Origin of the sequence: Pseudomonas sp. LAIL14HWK12:I10 (genome assembly GCF_900184205.1) — a bacterium.
GTDB lineage: Bacteria > Pseudomonadota > Gammaproteobacteria > Pseudomonadales > Pseudomonadaceae > Aquipseudomonas > Aquipseudomonas kermanshahensis.
Genome location: NZ_FXWU01000007.1, coordinates 308481 through 324127, shown reverse-complemented (window position 1 = coordinate 324127; position 15647 = coordinate 308481). Strand labels below are relative to the sequence as shown.

Below are 15647 nucleotides of genomic sequence, written 5' to 3'. Positions count from 1 at the left end.
TGCAGGCGTGAACGAAAAAGTGGCGCCGATAATAGCAGGGTTGGGCTGGCTGCCGCAGGACGCCGGTCGAGAGAAATGACGGCAAATGGGCAGGCGAACGAGCAAGCAAGGATTTGCAGGATTGAACGGCAGTGTTCCACGGACCGTCTACAGTTGGACAGAGGACTGGCAGTGAATCTGCCGGCCGAGTGAATCTTTGGCCATTGCACCGGTCTAGAGCGTGACACGCAGTGTCGCTCGAACCACACTTGTCTACGCTACACCTGTGCGAGACTCATTCAGGAATCCAGCGCAATTATGAATGTCCTGATCGTTGATGACGAACCCCAAGGCCGTGAACGCCTCAGTAGGCTACTCGGCGAACTAGAGGGTTATACCGTGCTGGAGCCAAGCGCCACCAACGGCGAGGAGGCCCTGGCGCTGATCGAAAGCCTAAAGCCCGATGTGGTCCTGCTGGACATCGGCATGCCTGGCCTGGATGGCCTTCAGGTCGCTGCTCGCCTGTGCGAGCGCGAAGCGCCGCCCTCGGTGGTGTTTTGCACCGGCGACGATGAGTACGGCACAGAGGCTTTCAAGGACAGCACCCTCAGCCATGTGACCAAACCCTTCCAGCCTCAGGCGTTGCGCGATGCGCTGCGCAAGGCCGAGAAGCCCAACCGCGCCCAATTGGCGGCGCTCACCCGGCCGGCCAATGAAGGCGGCGGCCCGCGCAGCCATATCAGTGCGCGAACGCGAAAGGGCATCGAGCTGATTCCCTTGCCCCAGGTTATCTATTTCATCGCTGACCACAAATACGTGACCTTGCGCCACGAGGGCGGTGAGGTGTTGCTCGATGAGCCCCTCAAGGCCCTGGAAGACGAATTTGGCGAACGCTTCGTGCGTATCCACCGCAACGCGCTGGTGGCCCGCGAGCGTATCGAACGCCTGCAGCGCACCCCGCTTGGGCATTTTCAGCTGTTTCTCAAAGGCCTGGACGGCGATGCCCTGACCGTCAGCCGGCGCCATGTGGCTGGCGTGCGCAAGATGATGCAGACGCTCTGACCACGTCTTTGCGCGGCCGCTGCCCACGGCCGCGCACGGGACGTACATAGCCATTGACCCGCATCTGCTGGTGATGCCGCCGGAGCTGTTATCATCGGCAGCATTTCTCTGCATCGGGGCGTTCCATGTCCACTCGCGAAATCCGCATTGCCACCCGTAAAAGTGCCTTGGCCCTGTGGCAGGCCGAATACGTCAAAGCCCGCCTCGAGCAGGCGCACCCTGGGCTGATCGTGACCCTGGTGCCCATGGTCAGCCGCGGTGACAAGCTGCTGGATGCGCCGCTGGCGAAAATCGGCGGCAAGGGCCTGTTCGTCAAAGAGCTGGAAACCGCCCTGCTGGACAACGAAGCCGACATCGCCGTGCACTCGATGAAAGACGTGCCCATGGACTTCCCTGAAGGCCTGGGCCTGTACTGCATCTGCGAGCGGGAAGACCCGCGCGACGCGTTCGTTTCCAACCGTTTTGAAAGCCTCGAAGCCTTGCCCGCCGGCAGCATCGTCGGCACCTCCAGCCTGCGCCGCCAGGCCCAGTTGCTGGCGCGTCGGCCAGACCTCGAAATCCGCTTCCTGCGTGGCAACGTCAATACCCGCCTGGCCAAGCTCGACGCTGGCGAATATGACGCGATCATCCTCGCCGCCGCCGGCTTGATCCGCCTCGGTTTCGAAGACCGCATCACCGCCAGCATCAGCGTCGATGACAGCCTGCCGGCGGGCGGCCAAGGTGCGGTGGGTATCGAATGCCGCAGTGCCGACAGCGAAATCCATGCACTGCTGGCCCCGCTACACCATCTCGACACCGCCGACCGGGTGGTGGCCGAACGGGCCCTGAACAAGCGCCTTAATGGCGGCTGCCAGGTGCCGATTGCCTGCTACGCAGTGCTTGAAGGCGACCAATTGTGGCTGCGCGGCCTGGTTGGCCAGCCGAGCGGTGGCACCTTGCTGGTGGCCGATGCCCGCGCGCCGCGCGCATCGGCTGAAGCCTTGGGCGTGCAGGTTGCCGAAGACCTGCTCAGCCAAGGCGCCGAGGCCATCCTCAAGGAAGTCTATGGCGAGGCCGGGCACCCGTGAGCCCTTGGCGCCTGTTGCTGACCCGGCCTGAAGAGGACTGCGCGGCACTGGCGCAGAGCCTGGCAGCCGCCGGCGTGGCCAGCAACTGCCTGCCTTTGTTGGCGATCGAGCCTGTGCGATTGGGCGACGTGGCGCGTCAGCGGCTTGCCGGGCTGGGGCACTACCAGGCCATGATCGTGGTCAGCAAACCGGCCGCCAGGTTGCTGCTTGAGCAACTCGCGCACGCCGGCCTGCAGCCCCCGGCAACCGGCTGGTTTACCGTCGGTGAAGCAACGGCTGCAGTGCTGCAGTCCGCCGGTCTTCAGGTGACTTTCCCTACGCAAGGTGACGACAGCGAGGCCTTGCTCGCACTGCCGGTCCTGCGCGACGCTATCGCGCGTCCTACACCACGCGTCCTTATCGTCCGTGGCGTGGGAGGTCGCGAACTGCTGGCAGAGCGTCTTGCAGAGCAAGGTGCTAGTGTCGATTATCTGGAACTGTATCGTCGCTGCCTGCCAGAGTACCCGGCGGGCACGCTGATGCGTCGCATCGAAGCGGAACGCCTCAATGGCCTGGTGGTCAGCAGTGGGCAGGGTTTTGAACATTTGCAGCAGATGGCCGGCGCCGATTGGCCGCAGGTGGCGCGTCTGCCGCTGTTCGTGCCGAGCCCGCGGGTTGCCGAGCAGGCCAGGGCCGCCGGCGCCCAACAGGTTGTGGATTGCCGTGGCGCCAGTGCCACGGCCTTGCTGGCAGCTGTGCAGCGCAGCGCTGCACCTGCCTCTTAAGGCGCTAAGCTGAACGCCTAGCGCCCCCATGCAAAGGATGGATACGTGAGCGAAACTGTCTTGTCCAATAACGATCAGCCGTCGGCCCAGACGCCGGCGGATCCTGTCACCGCCACACCCGCCAAGCGCTCCGGCACCGGTTTGGCAGCGCTGGCGCTGCTGCTGGGTGCGGCCGGGGTCGCAATAGGTGGCTGGGGTGTCTGGCAGGTGCGGCAACTGCAAGGCAGCGAATTCAACCAAGGGCAGCACCTTGAAGCCCTGAACCAGCGCGCCGAAGCGCTGCAGCAGCGTGAACAGCAGATCAGCGCGCAGCTGGCCAGCCTGCCGGCCGCCAGCGAGCTGGAAGACCGCCGCCGCCTGGTTTCGCAGCTGCAAGGCGATCAGCAACGCCTCAGCCAGCGTCTGGAAACCGTGCTGGGCGAGAGCCGCAAGGAATGGCGCCTGGCAGAGGCCGAACACTTGCTGCGCCTGGCTACCCTGCGCCTCTCGGCGCTGCAGGACATCACCAGCGCCAAGGCCCTGGTCGAAGGCGCCGACGAAATCCTTCGCGAGCAGAGCGACCCCGGTGCCTTCGCCGCCCGCGAGCAGTTGGCGCGCAGCCTGGCAACCCTCAACAGCACGCAGCAGCCAGACCGCACGGGCCTGTTCCTCAAACTGGCTGCACAGCGCGAGCTGGTGCAACAACTCAGCGCCCAGTCGCCTGAGTTCGAGAGCAATGCCGATGCGCTCGGTGCGCTGACCTCCGACGGCGATGGCGCCAGTCGCTGGTCGCAGTGGTGGGCGGAAATCTCGAAGTATTTCCAGATCGACTTCAACGCCGATGACAACGTGCGGCCGCTGCTGGCCGGGCAGTCGCTCAACCAGCTGCGCCTGGCCCTGAGCCTGACCATCGAGCAAGCCCAGTGGGCCGCGCTCAATGGCGAGGCCAAGGTCTACACCCAGGCACTGGATGATGCGCGCAGCGTACTGCTGGCCAACTTCAATGCCGACAACCCACAAAGCAAGGCCATGCTCGACAGCCTCAACGCCTTGGCCGAGCAACCGGTGTCTGTGGTCACCCCTGACCTGAGCGAGAGCCTGGCCTCGGTGCAAGCCTACATCCAGCGCCGCCACCTGCCGGCCGAGGGTGAAGGGGGCAAGCCATGAAGCGGGTCTACCTGCTGGCCGTACTGGCGATCGTGATCGCCGCCGCGCTGGGCATTGCGGTGGCCAAGCACAGTGGCTACGTCTTGATCGCCTATGGCAGCTTCCGCTATCAGTCCGGCTTGTGGGCGGCGCTGGCGGGGCTTGTTGCCGTGATCGCCCTGCTCGGGTTGCTGCGCTACCTGGTTGGCCTGGTGCTGACCTCCAGCGGCGTGGTCAACCCGTGGTCGCGTCGTAACCGCAGCCGCCGCATCCGTCTTTCCATCGAGCAAGGCCAGTTGGACCTCGCCGAGGGCCGCTGGGCCAGTGCCCAGCGCCATCTGCACCGCGCCGCCGAAGCTGAACGCCAGCCCTTGCTGTACTACCTCGGCGCCGCCCGCGCCGCCAACGAGCAAGGCCGCAAGGAAGACAGCGACAACCTGCTTGAGCGCGCCCTGGAGCGTCAGCCGCAGGCGGAACTGGCCATTGCCCTGACCCATGCCCAGTTGCAGATGGACCGTGGCGACACGGATGGTGCGCTGGAAACCCTGTTGGCGATGCAGGCGCGGCACCCGCATAACACCCAGGTGCTGCGCCTGCTGCAGCGCTTGTACCTGGAACGTGGCGATTGGTCGGCGCTGATTCGCCTGCTGCCTGACCTGCGCAAGGGCAAGGTGCTGCCAGCGGCTGAGCTTGCCGAGCTTGAAAAGCGTGCTTGGGGCCAGAACCTGAGCCTGGCGACAACCCGCGGCGAGGATGCGCAAAGTGCGCGTCAGGCCCTGGAACGTGCCTGGCAGCAACTGACTGCCGCCCAGCGCCAGGAGCCGCAGTTAGTGCTGGCCTACGCCGAGCAGCTGCGCCAGGTCGGCGCCCAGGGTGAAGCCGAGCACGTGCTGCGCACGGCCCTCAAGCGTGAGTACGAAAGCCACCTGGCCCGCTTGTATGGCCTGGTGCGCGGTGATGACCCGGCGCGCCAGTTGCAAACAGCCGAAGGCTGGCTGAAGGCGCATCCACAGGACCCAAGCCTGCTGCTGACCCTCGGCCGCCTGAGCTTGCAGAACCGCCTGTGGGGCAAGGCGCGGGACTATCTGGAAAGCAGCTTGCAGATGGAGCGCAACCCGGAAACCTGTGCCGAATTGGCCCGTTTGCTCGCCGGCCTTGGCGAGACCGAGCGCAGCAACCAGCTGTTCCAGGAAGGCCTCGGCTTGCTGGATGAGCGCTTGCTGGCGCTGCCGTTGCCAGAAGCAGTGCGCGCCTGAGTTACGCCTAAGCGTTTTACCTGGGTTACCCCTTAGTTCGCGCCAGCGTGCGGGCTAAGGGGGCGGGTAACTTGTCCGGAGATATAAGTTAGTTCTGCAGTCCATTTCTTAAGACGTTTCCTACTGCCAGGCAGGAAACTTCCTTTGCTATTCAGCGACTTGTCGTCCCTGTAGCGCCTTGAAACACAGCGGTTATTTCCTCTACCGTTTCAAGCCACTTCATTCCCCGGGACCTCCATCGCCCATGCTGCCGGCCCGTTTACGCACTTTTTTCTTTCCTGCCTGCCTTGCCGCGTTGGCTGTGCTGGCCGGTTCATTTCACCTGGAAAGTGCCCTGGGGCTGGTGCCGTGCCCGTTGTGCTTCAGCCAACGTTTGTTACTGGGCCTGTATGGGCTGCTTTGCCTGTGCGCAGTGCTGCAGGCACCGGGCAGGTCGGGTATTCGTCGTTACGCGCAAGCACTGTTGGCCTGCTCGGCGGCGGGGGCGTTGCTGGCGGCACGGCATGTCTGGCTGCAAGGGGCGGGTGGGGCAGTTCACGTGTGCCCGGCTCCGATCTGGGATGTGTTCGAGCAATCCTGGCGTGAAGCCGCGCGGCAATTGCTGCTGGGTGGCCCGGATTGCAACGCGCTGACCTGGAGCTTTGTTGACCTGACACTGCCTGAATGGAGCCTGCTGGCATTCCTGTTGCTGGGCGCGCTGCCCTTGAGCCGCCTGCTGGCGTATCGTTTCCGCACCCTGGCAGGCGATTGACCTGGCGCAAGCCTGGAACGCTATCGCGACCAATGGTGTTGTAACGGGGTATTAAACACTTGTATGAACTTTGTCTGCTGCGTACCTTGATGGTCAGCACGCGCGGGAATAATCTCCCAGCACGCATACCGAAAATACAACTGCTCGATGCCGTCCTGCTGATGTCACCTTTGTGCTGCGCGGTCGTGGTGCGAGGTGCAGCGGCATCTACCCAGAAGGGAAGAGATCGCCATGCTCGATAGTTGTCAGAACGCCCAGGAACGCTGGGGTGGGGTTCACAAGCTGATCGACCGTTGGCTGGAGGAGCGCCATGAACTGGTGCAGGCTTTCCGCGCGTTGCGCGACGCCAAGCCAGCCTTCGCCGACAAGGACAAGAACCGCGATTTTTGCGCGGTGCTGGTCGATTATGTCTCGGCTTGGCATTTCGAAGTCAGCGAACAGCTGGTCAGTGAAGCCAAGGCCTTCGGCGACACTCGCGGCCTTGAACTGGCCACGCAGATCAACCCGCGCATCGATGACAGCACCCAGATCGCACTGGCATTCAATGACCATTGCGAGAAGGGCGAGTGCACAGACCCCGAGCGCTTCGCCGAAAAACTGGCCAAGCTGGGCGGCCTGCTGCACGAGCGCTTCGAGCTGGAGGATTGCCTGATCGAGGTGCTGCACAACGCGCATAAGGAAGAGGGCACGGTCGAAGCCTGAGGCGTGGCGTCAGTCGCCAACCGCCAGCAGTTCGATCTCGAATACCAAGGGGGTATAGGGCGCGATCAGGTCACCCGCGCCCTCGGCACCGTAGGCTTGCGCCGACGGAATCACCAGGCGCCATTTCGCGCCTGCATGCATCCGAGGCAACGCCACCCGCCACCCTTCGATCACCGAATCCAGGCTGAACCACTGCGGCTGTTGGTTTTGGTCGAACACCGAGCCATCCGGCAACCTGCCCACGTAGCGTACCTGTACCTTGCCACCCGCTTTCGGCTGCGCGCCGGCGCCGCTTTGCAGTTCGCTGTAAAGCACGCCTTCGGGCAGTTCATGCACACCGGCACGTGCCCGCTCGTTGGCCATGAAGCGTGTTTCCACCGCCTTGAGTTTTTCTGCCTGAGCCTGCTCGGCGGCGTTGTCGGCTTGCGCTTCATGCTGCTGCAACACAGCCTGCATGCGTGCCTTGTCGAGCTTCAGTGGTTGCCCTTGATAGGACTGGCGCAGGCCTTCGACCAGGGCGTCCAGTTGCAGCCCCGGCATCTCTTCGCGCAGCCGCTCGCCCAGGCTGGCACCCAGGCTGTAGGCCAGGTCGTGGTCGTCTGCATTGGCCAGGGCAAAAGGCGCCACCAGGCACAAACCTAAAACAAGAAAACGCGGCATGGACAGTTCCTGCGCAATGAGCGGGCCGTGGCAGCCAACATCGGGGTTGGCCTGTATCTGCCAAATATGAGCAACGCTTAATTCAGCAACTACACTTTCACGGAGCTGCAAGATAACAACTTTGCCCAGGCATGCAACGCGGCGTAAATATTACTGTCAACATGCCCTAGCGGCGGTAGCAGCAGAAGCATAGTATGAGCCGCAATCTCGTCAGCCAGGAGGTAAACCATGTCGGCCAAAAAGAAGCCAGTAAGTACGCCGTTGCACCTGCTCCAGCAACTTTCGGGCAGCCTGCTCGAACATTTGGAAGATGCCTGCTCGCAAGCGCTGGCTGATGCGGAAAAACTGCTGGCCAAGTTGGAAAAGCAACGTGGCAAGGCACAAGAGAAACTGCACAACGGTCGCCTGAAACTGCAGGACGCGGCCAAGGCAGGTAAAGCCAAGGCGCAGACCAAGGCACAAAAAGCGATCGGTGAACTTGAAGGGTTGCTCGACTCGCTCAAGGACCGCCAGACCCAGACCCGTACCTACATCCAACAGCTCAAGCGTGATGCCCAGGACAGCCTGAAGCTGGCCCAAGGTGTGGGCAAGGTGCGTGAAGCCGCGAGCAAGGCACTGGACCAGCGCGCCGTCGCTGCCAAGGCTGCAAAACCAGCTGCTGCTAAAGCACCGGCCAAGGCTGCCAGCAAGCCAACAGCACGCGCCACGGCCGCCAAACCTGCCGCCAAAGCACCTGCAGCCAAGGCGCCGGCCAGAGCTGCTGCCGCCAAGCCAGCCGCCAAAGCCGCTGCCACCAAAGCGCCAGCAAAAGCCGCTGCCGCCAAGGCACCCGCCAAAACCGCCGCCGCCAAACCTGCGGCCAAGCCAGCCGCTAAAGCCGTCGCTGCCAAAGCACCGGCCAAGGCTGCAGCTGCAAAACCCGCAGCCAAGCCAGCTGCTGCCAAGGCGCCAGCCAAAGCCGCCGCTGCTAAACCGGCAGCCAAACCTGCAGCGGCCAAAGCCCCAGCTAAACCTGCAGCTGCAAAACCTGCGGCCAAGCCTGCTGCCAAGCCCGCGGCTGCCGCTAAAGCACCCGCGCGTGCTGCCGCCAAACCGGCTGCAAAACCGGCGGTGAAAGCTGCTGCAAAACCGGCTGCTGCCAAACCAGCCGCGAGCAAGCCAGCTGAAACCAAGCCCGCCACGGCTGCCACCAGCGCGCCTGCCGCCGCGACCAACTCGGCCAGCCCGGCCGCAGCACCGTCGGCACCCGCCAGCACCCCGGCTCAGGCGCCGTCTTCGGCATCCTGAAGCGCTGCCGCCGCGACGCGCAATTGATGCAGCGCGCGGTGATCTTGGGCCTGGTCCGGCGCTAGCCGGGCCAGCCAGTCGTCCGTGGGCTCGTGCGAGTCCGCGGGCCACTGTTGCGAGCACGCCTGCAGGCGTTCCAGCAAGGCCTTCTCGGCCTGCAATTCCAACCCCTTTACTTGCTCACGCAACGCTGCCAACTGCGCATCGTTGTGCGCTGCCGTGCGCCATTGCTGGCGCAGGTTACGCAATGGCGTCACCACCTCACGCTGCCAAGGTTCGGCAATGTCGCGCAGGGCTTGTGCGCGCTCACCTGTCGCGGCCACGCCGCGTGCTTGCAGCCAGGTGCCGCAGAGCAACAGGCAAACGTCACCGCCCAACGCTTGCACGTCAAGGCAGGCCTCTTCCACGCCGGCCCTGGCATACAAGGCCAGGGCGTGATTCCACAGGTCGGTGTACATGATTCCACTCACGCTACGGGCCGAGGAAGCTGGTAGACTCCGCGACCATCATGATCAGACTATCCAACCTCACTTTACAGCGTGGTCCGCAGCGCTTGCTAGAAGGCGCCGAGATGACCTTGCACGCCGGCCACAAGGCCGGTTTGATCGGTGCCAACGGCGCCGGAAAATCCAGCCTGTTCGCCTTGCTGCGCGGTGAGCTTTCGCCCGATTCCGGCGATTGCCAGCTGCCCGGCGACTGGCGCATCGCCCACATGCGCCAGGAGGTCGACAACCTCGATCGCCTCGCGGTGGACTATGTGCTCGATGGCGACGTGCGCCTGCGCAAGGTGCAGGCCGAGCTTGCCATCGCCGAAACGGCGCACGACGGCACGGCCTTGGCGCGCCTGCACAGCGAGCTGGAAAGTGCCGATGGCTATACCGCCGATGCCCGAGCACGCAAATTGCTGGCCGGCCTTGGCTTCACCAACGAACAGATGGACCGCCGCGTCGGTGACTTCTCCGGTGGCTGGCGGATGCGCCTGAACCTGGCACAGGCACTGATGTGCCCGTCCGACCTGCTGCTACTCGACGAGCCCACCAACCACCTGGACCTGGATGCCATCCTCTGGCTGGAAGACTGGCTCAAGGGCTACCCCGGCACCCTGTTGCTGATTTCCCACGACCGCGATTTCCTCGATGCCGTGGTCGACCACGTGGTGCACGTCGAGCAGCGCAAGCTGAACCTGTACAAGGGCGGCTACACCGCCTTCGAGCGCACCCGTGCCGAGCGCCTGGCGCAACAGCAGCAAGCCTACGAGAAGCAGCAGGCCCAGCGTGCGCACATGGAAAAGTACATCGCCCGCTTCAAGGCACAGGCCACCAAGGCCCGCCAGGCCCAGAGCCGGATCAAGGCCCTGGAGCGCATGGAAGAGTTGTCGGCGGCGCATGTCGATTCGCCGTTCGACTTCGTCTTCCGTGAGTCGCAGAAAATCTCCAGCCCACTGCTGGACATGTCCGAAGGCCGCCTGGGTTATGGCGACAAGGCCATCCTTGAGAAGGTCAAGCTGCAGCTGGTGCCGGGTGCGCGTATCGGCCTGCTCGGCCCCAACGGCGCGGGCAAGTCGACCCTGATCAAGAACCTTGCCGGCGAGCTGGAGCCGCTGTCCGGGCGCCTGGTGCGTGGCGAGAACCTGGCGGTGGGCTACTTCGCCCAGCACCAGCTCGACTCCCTCGACGACAAGGCCAGCCCGCTGTTGCACCTGCAGCGGATTGCCCCGACCGAGCGTGAGCAGACGCTGCGCGACTTCCTCGGCGGCTTCGATTTCCACGGTGACCGTGTCGACGAGCCGGTGGTGAATTTCTCCGGTGGTGAAAAGGCCCGCCTTGCCCTGGCGCTGATCGCCTGGGAACGGCCGAACCTGTTGCTGCTCGACGAACCGACCAACCACCTGGACCTGGAAATGCGCCTGGCGCTGACCATGGCCTTGCAGGAGTTCGCCGGTGCTGTGGTGGTGGTTTCCCACGACCGTCACCTGCTCAAAAGCACCACCGACGATTTCCTGCTGGTGGCTGACGGCAAGGTCGATACGTTCGATGGCGACCTGGAAGACTACAGCCGCTGGCTGGTCGAGTACCGTCAGCGCAACGCGCCGGTCAGCAACACCCCGGCCAACCCGGACAAGACCGACAAGAAAGCTCAGCGCCAGGCTGCAGCGGCCTTGCGTCAGCAACTGGCACCGCACAAGAAGGCGGCCGACAAGCTGGAAGCCGAGCTCAACCAGGTGCATGCGCAACTGGCTGAGATCGAAACAGCGTTGGGCGACAGTGGCCTGTACGAGGCCGCGCGCAAGGACGAACTGCGCGATGTGCTGGCCCGCCAGAGCAAGTTCAAGCAGCGCGAAGGCGAGCTTGAAGAAGCCTGGATGGAAGCGCTGGAAACGTTGGAAAGCATGCAGGCCGAGCTTGAGGCGCTGTCCTGAAGCTGAGGTCTTTGGGGCGTAGGGCGGGAGCCTTTTAGCGCCTGTGAGATCGAGCGCCGCTCGCGCGGCGTTTCGCAGCACAAGGCTGCTCCTACATCTGTTCGTGTCAGGCGCAAAGGGGGGTCGCGCCCATGCCACAGGAATAACTGGCCCAAAATCTGCAAAATCCGCTGGTTATTTTTTCGCCAACATCTTAGCTTAACGTTTTGCAACATATGTTCGAGCGAGGTGTGTGATGTCGATGGAAGTGTGGTTGGGCTTCTTTGCCGCGTGTTGGGTAATCAGCCTTTCACCGGGGGCCGGGGCGATTGCCTCGATGTCCAGCGGCCTGCAGTACGGTTTCTGGCGCGGTTACTGGAACGCGCTAGGCCTGCAGATTGGCCTGATCGTACAGATCGCCATCATCGCCGCCGGCGTCGGCGCTATCCTCGCCGCTTCCGCCACCGCCTTTACGGTGATCAAGTGGTTTGGCGTTGCCTACCTGGTCTACCTGGCCTACAAGCAATGGCGCGCGCTGCCGATGGACATGAGCGAAGAGTCTGCCGTACGCCCGATCGGCAAACCGCTGAGCCTGGTGTTCCGTGGTTTTCTGGTCAACGTCAGCAACCCCAAGGCACTGGTGTTCATGCTGGCGGTGCTGCCGCAGTTCATCAACCCACATGAGGCCCTGCTGCCGCAGTACGTGGCCATCACCGTCACCATGATCACCGTCGACATGCTGGTGATGGCGGGCTACACCGGCCTGGCTTCGCGGGTGCTGCGCCTGCTGCGTACACCCAAACAGCAGAAGCGGCTGAACCGCACCTTTGCCGGGTTGTTCATCGGCGCGGCAACCTTCCTCGCGACCCTGCGTCGCGCGCCTATCTGACAGGCCATCGGGGGCGCACAAGCGCCCCCGGTTATTTCGGCTTTTCCACAAAGCCCTTGAGCAAATCCAGCGGCAGTGGAAAGACGATGGTCGAGCTCTTGTCCCCGGCAATCGCCCCCAGCGTCTGCATGTAGCGCAACTGCATCGCCCCTGGCTCCTTGCTGAGCATCTGCGCCGCCTGCATCAGTTTTTCGGACGCCTGCAACTCCCCTTCGGCATGGATCACCTTGGCCCGTCGCTCACGTTCGGCCTCGGCCTGGCGCGCGATGGCACGCACCATCGATTCGTTGAGGTCGACGTGCTTGATCTCGACATTGGCCACTTTGATGCCCCAGGCATCGGTTTGCGCGTCCAGCACCTGGCGGATATCAGCATTCAGTTGCTCGCGCTCGGCCAACAGCTCGTCCAGCTCATGCTTGCCAAGCACGGCGCGTAAGGTGGTCTGGGCCAGCTGGCTGGTAGCGACGAGAAAGTCTTCGACCTGAATGATCGCTTTTTGTGGTTCGAGCACGCGAAAGTACAGCACGGCATTGACCTTGACCGAGACGTTGTCGCGGGTGATCACGTCCTGCGGCGGTACATCCAGCACGACCGTGCGCAGATCGACCCGAACCATCTGCTGGATGACCGGGATCAGCAGGATCAACCCCGGCCCTTTCACCTGCCAGAACCGTCCCAGCTGGAACACCACGCCGCGCTCGTACTCGCGCAAGATCCGGAACGCCGACAGCAACAACACGCCCAGCAGCATCAGCAGGGCGCCGAAACCCAATTGCATGAACATCGTCATTCTCCTTGGGCCGCAGGTGCAGCAGCGCTGACCTCCAGCATCACGCCACGGCGCGCCGTGACTCGCACGTGTTGGCCAGGCTGCAGTGGCGTCGCGCACTGAACCTGCCACTGTTCGCCCTGCGCCTGCACCGAACCGCAGAACGGGTTGTCTGCCAGCACCTGAGTGACCGTGACCAGGCTCCCGACCAAGCCGGCATCGCCGCTCACCAGGGCGCGCTTGCGCGCTTTCAGGGCCATGCCCAGCACGCCACCGATGAGCAGCGCCGACAGCACTGCCAGGCTGGCGATCAAGGGCAAGGGGATGCCGAACCCAGGCACGTCGGTGTCCATCAAAATCACTGCGCCGACCACGAAGGCCACGATGCCGCCAAAGCCGACCACGCCAAAGCTGGGCAAGAACGCCTCGGCAATCATGAACGCCAGCCCGAGCAGGATCAGCGCCACCCCGGCGTAGCTCACCGGCAGCAATTGCAGGGCATACAGCGCCAGTAATAGGCAGATACCGCCGATCACGCCGCCTACGGTGGAGCCGGGGCTCATGAACTCGAACAGCAGGCCGTACACGCCGACCATGATCAGGATCAGCGCCACGCTGGGGTTGGTGATGACCGCCAGCAGGCGTGTGCGCCAGTCCGGCAGATGTTCGACCAGGCTGGCTGCGCGGGTGTGCATCTGCTGCGGCTGGCCGGCAGCGTCCAGTGTTTTGCCGTCGAGTTGGCGCAGCAGGTCGGGCAGGTCAGTCGCCACGAGGTCGACCACCTTCAGCCGCAACGCCTCGCTGGCCGACAAACTGACGGCTTCGCGCACGGCCTGCTCCGCCCAATCGGCATTGCGCCCGCGCAGCTGCGCCAGGCCGCGTATGTAGGCAGCAGCGTCATTGACCTGCTTGCGGGCGAGGGTTTGTTCATCACCACTGGGCTTGGCCTTGTCGTCCTTGGGCATGCCCGGGGGGCCGCCGATCTGCACCGGGGTGGCCGCGCCCAGGTTGGTCCCGGGGGCCATGGCTGCGACATGGCTGGCATAAAGGATGTAAGTGCCAGCGCTAGCGGCCCGTGCACCGCTGGGCGCGACGAAGCTGGCAACCGGCACGGGGCTGGCGAGGATGGCTTTGATCATCTGGCGCATGGCGCTGTCCAGGCCACCAGGGGTATCCATGCGGATGACCACAAGTTGCGCGCCTTGTGCATGGGCCTGGTCCAGGCTGCGCACCAGGTAGTCGGCACTGGCCGGGCCGATGGCATCGTCGATGCTCAACACCCAGACGGCACCGGGCGCTGCCTGGCTGCCCGGTGCCAGCCCAAGCAGCATTAACAGCAACAGCCAGCGCCACCAGCGAGCGGCCACCTGTCGTCACCTCGTTCGTCCCTATTACACAAGTTTAGTCATGCCTGCCGGGCCAAGGCCTAAAATTGAAGATTGGGGGCGCAATACCGGAGGTGCATCATGCGTATGGCAAAGACCCTGCAGGCCCGCCTGGACAAGGCCAACTGCGACTACGACATCATTCCCCATCCACATTCAGCCACCAGCCTGGAGTCGGCACGCACGGCCGGTGTACCCGCCGAGCGGGTCGCCAAGTCGGTGGTGCTCGATGACCGGCATGGCAACTACATCCTGGCCGTGCTACCAGCCAACCGGCATCTGGACATGAGCAAGGTGCGCATGTCGGGCGCCTGGCAACTGACCCGCGAAAGCGGCCTGCCGACGCTGTTCGGCGATTGCGAACGCGGCGCAGTGCCGGCACTTGGCGATGCCTACGATATAAAAATGCTGCTCGACCCGACCCTTACCCGGCAAGGTGATGTCTACCTGGAGGCGGGTGACCACGATCACCTGATCCACATGAGCATGGAGCAGTTCATGAAGCTGGTACCGCACGCCGAAGTGCGTGAGCTGTGCTGATGTTCTCAAGCCAACGCCGGGCGGGCGTCGTGGACGGCCTGACCGGCTTTTAGGAGGAATCATGGAAGCACCGATCCATCCATTCGCCGAGCTGTTCAAACAGCTGGGCTTGCCTGACGATGCTTTGAGTATCGATCAATTCATCACCAGCCACTCGCCGCTGCAAAACGAGATCAAGCTGGTCGATGCCCCGTTTTGGACCGATGCCCAGCGCAACTTCCTCAAGGACAGCATCAACGAAGATGCTGATTGGGCAGTCCCTTTCGACCAACTCAACGAGGCGTTGCGCCGCCCCCGAAAATAAAGCGCCGAGCGGCACCTGACGAGTGATTGGCCGTTGCTATGCTCAGGAAAACAATAAGGGGATAGCGCGATGAAAGATCCCTACGCACCAGGGTTCTGGTGCTCCGTGACGATCCTGGGCACGCTGACGGCCAGTTACTTCTATGGCATCAGGCAGACGCAACAGATGAACCAGGCGGTGCAGTTTCTCTACGCCGCCGCCGCGGTCACCGTGGCGGTTGCGCTGGTGGCGCTGACCTGGATCGCCTGGCAACAGTTGCGCCTGAACAAGCGTGAGGTGATCCAGGGGCGAACGTTGCTGACCATCTGGAACACCAAGGTTGCCCTGCGCCGGGTCGAAACGGTATTCGACCGCTATTTCTGGGGCAGCTACTGGCACTCCGGGCGCACCTTCGAAGAAGTCATGGGTGAGCTCAAGGGCACCCCGCTGGAGCAAAGCCTGGACGCCTTAAAGCGCCAGTGCCGGGCGCTCGACCGTGAAATCCACGATCACCACCACCACTGGCTGGCCAACGCACGGGACCTCTCCAGCGTGGCGGCGGCCATGGCCCGCGAACGCTATCAGCTCGACCTGGGCGAGCCGACGAGCACGGGCAATGGCACCACTGCCGTGCTCAACCGCGACCTTGAAGTGCTGGTGTACACCTGGTCGGCGCGCCTGCGCAGCTTCGACCACCAACTGGACGAACTGGAGCGCGCCTATCACTGAG

General features: G+C 63.6%; 17 protein-coding genes. 13 read left to right on the top strand and 4 right to left on the bottom strand.

Annotated features, from left to right (window positions below):
* The first annotated feature begins 297 nt into the window (after window positions 1-297).
* The 7 genes from QOS90_RS17955 to QOS90_RS17925 all read left to right on the top strand — a co-directional run bounded on the left by QOS90_RS17955 (window position 298) and on the right by QOS90_RS17925 (window position 6706).
* Entirely contained in the window at window positions 298-1041 is a 744-nt protein-coding gene (locus QOS90_RS17955; RefSeq protein ID WP_027595125.1) for a LytR/AlgR family response regulator transcription factor, read from the top strand.
* Window positions 1042-1166: 125 nt separating this feature from the next.
* Window positions 1167-2108, top strand: coding sequence for a hydroxymethylbilane synthase (hemC, locus tag QOS90_RS17950; protein WP_085273896.1), 942 nt, complete (start codon window positions 1167-1169; stop codon window positions 2106-2108).
* Window positions 2105-2872, top strand: a complete 768-nt coding sequence (locus QOS90_RS17945; RefSeq protein ID WP_097151362.1) for a uroporphyrinogen-III synthase — start codon at window positions 2105-2107, stop codon at window positions 2870-2872. Before hemC ends, QOS90_RS17945 begins: the two co-directional genes overlap by 4 nt.
* Window positions 2873-2917: 45 nt before the next feature.
* Window positions 2918-4018, top strand: coding sequence for a uroporphyrinogen-III C-methyltransferase (locus tag QOS90_RS17940; RefSeq protein WP_097151363.1), 1101 nt, complete (start codon window positions 2918-2920; stop codon window positions 4016-4018).
* On the top strand, window positions 4015-5253 hold the full coding sequence (locus QOS90_RS17935) for a heme biosynthesis protein HemY (protein ID WP_027595129.1): 1239 nt from the start codon (window positions 4015-4017) through the stop codon (window positions 5251-5253). Before QOS90_RS17940 ends, QOS90_RS17935 begins: the two co-directional genes overlap by 4 nt.
* A 244-nt stretch (window positions 5254-5497) precedes the next feature.
* A complete protein-coding gene (locus QOS90_RS17930; RefSeq protein ID WP_027595130.1) occupies window positions 5498-6004 on the top strand; it encodes a disulfide bond formation protein B in 507 nt (168 codons plus the stop codon).
* Window positions 6005-6235: 231 nt separating this feature from the next.
* Entirely contained in the window at window positions 6236-6706 is a 471-nt protein-coding gene (locus QOS90_RS17925; protein WP_027595131.1) for an Rsd/AlgQ family anti-sigma factor, read from the top strand.
* A gap of 9 nt (window positions 6707-6715) precedes the next feature.
* Here the strand turns inward: QOS90_RS17925 and QOS90_RS17920 are convergent, their stop codons facing one another.
* Entirely contained in the window at window positions 6716-7366 is a 651-nt protein-coding gene (locus QOS90_RS17920) for an FKBP-type peptidyl-prolyl cis-trans isomerase (RefSeq protein WP_085273895.1), read from the bottom strand.
* A 228-nt stretch (window positions 7367-7594) separates the two neighbouring features.
* On the opposite strand from QOS90_RS17920, the gene QOS90_RS17915 reads away from it, so the two are divergent.
* Complete coding sequence (locus QOS90_RS17915) at window positions 7595-8653, top strand: AlgP family protein (protein WP_085273894.1); 1059 nt, start codon at window positions 7595-7597, stop codon at window positions 8651-8653.
* Here the strand turns inward: QOS90_RS17915 and QOS90_RS17910 are convergent.
* Complete coding sequence (locus QOS90_RS17910) at window positions 8629-9111, bottom strand: TIGR02444 family protein (protein ID WP_085273893.1); 483 nt, start codon at window positions 9109-9111, stop codon at window positions 8629-8631. The genes QOS90_RS17915 and QOS90_RS17910 overlap by 25 nt on opposite strands.
* Window positions 9112-9161: 50 nt before the next feature.
* On the opposite strand from QOS90_RS17910, the gene QOS90_RS17905 reads away from it, so the two are divergent.
* Both QOS90_RS17905 and QOS90_RS17900 read left to right on the top strand, forming a co-directional pair.
* A complete protein-coding gene (locus QOS90_RS17905; protein ID WP_085273892.1) occupies window positions 9162-11072 on the top strand; it encodes an ATP-binding cassette domain-containing protein in 1911 nt (636 codons plus the stop codon).
* Window positions 11073-11307: 235 nt separating this feature from the next.
* A complete protein-coding gene (locus tag QOS90_RS17900; RefSeq protein WP_027595136.1) occupies window positions 11308-11940 on the top strand; it encodes a LysE family transporter in 633 nt (210 codons plus the stop codon).
* 31 nt (window positions 11941-11971) lie between these two features.
* Here the strand turns inward: QOS90_RS17900 and QOS90_RS17895 are convergent, their stop codons facing one another.
* A complete protein-coding gene (locus tag QOS90_RS17895) occupies window positions 11972-12724 on the bottom strand; it encodes a slipin family protein (protein ID WP_085273891.1) in 753 nt (250 codons plus the stop codon).
* Between the two features lie 2 nt (window positions 12725-12726).
* Complete coding sequence (locus QOS90_RS17890; protein ID WP_027595138.1) at window positions 12727-14076, bottom strand: NfeD family protein; 1350 nt, start codon at window positions 14074-14076, stop codon at window positions 12727-12729.
* A gap of 99 nt (window positions 14077-14175) precedes the next feature.
* Here QOS90_RS17890 and QOS90_RS17885 point away from each other — a divergent pair, with 99 nt between their 5' ends.
* The 3 genes from QOS90_RS17885 (at window position 14176) to QOS90_RS17875 (ending at window position 15646) form a co-directional block, all read left to right on the top strand.
* Window positions 14176-14634, top strand: a complete 459-nt coding sequence (locus tag QOS90_RS17885) for an aminoacyl-tRNA deacylase (protein ID WP_027595139.1) — start codon at window positions 14176-14178, stop codon at window positions 14632-14634.
* 61 nt (window positions 14635-14695) lie between these two features.
* A complete protein-coding gene (locus QOS90_RS17880) occupies window positions 14696-14938 on the top strand; it encodes a DUF2789 domain-containing protein (RefSeq protein ID WP_085273890.1) in 243 nt (80 codons plus the stop codon).
* Between the two features lie 69 nt (window positions 14939-15007).
* A complete protein-coding gene (locus QOS90_RS17875) occupies window positions 15008-15646 on the top strand; it encodes a hypothetical protein (protein WP_027595141.1) in 639 nt (212 codons plus the stop codon).
* The last annotated feature ends 1 nt before the right edge of the window (window position 15647 follow it).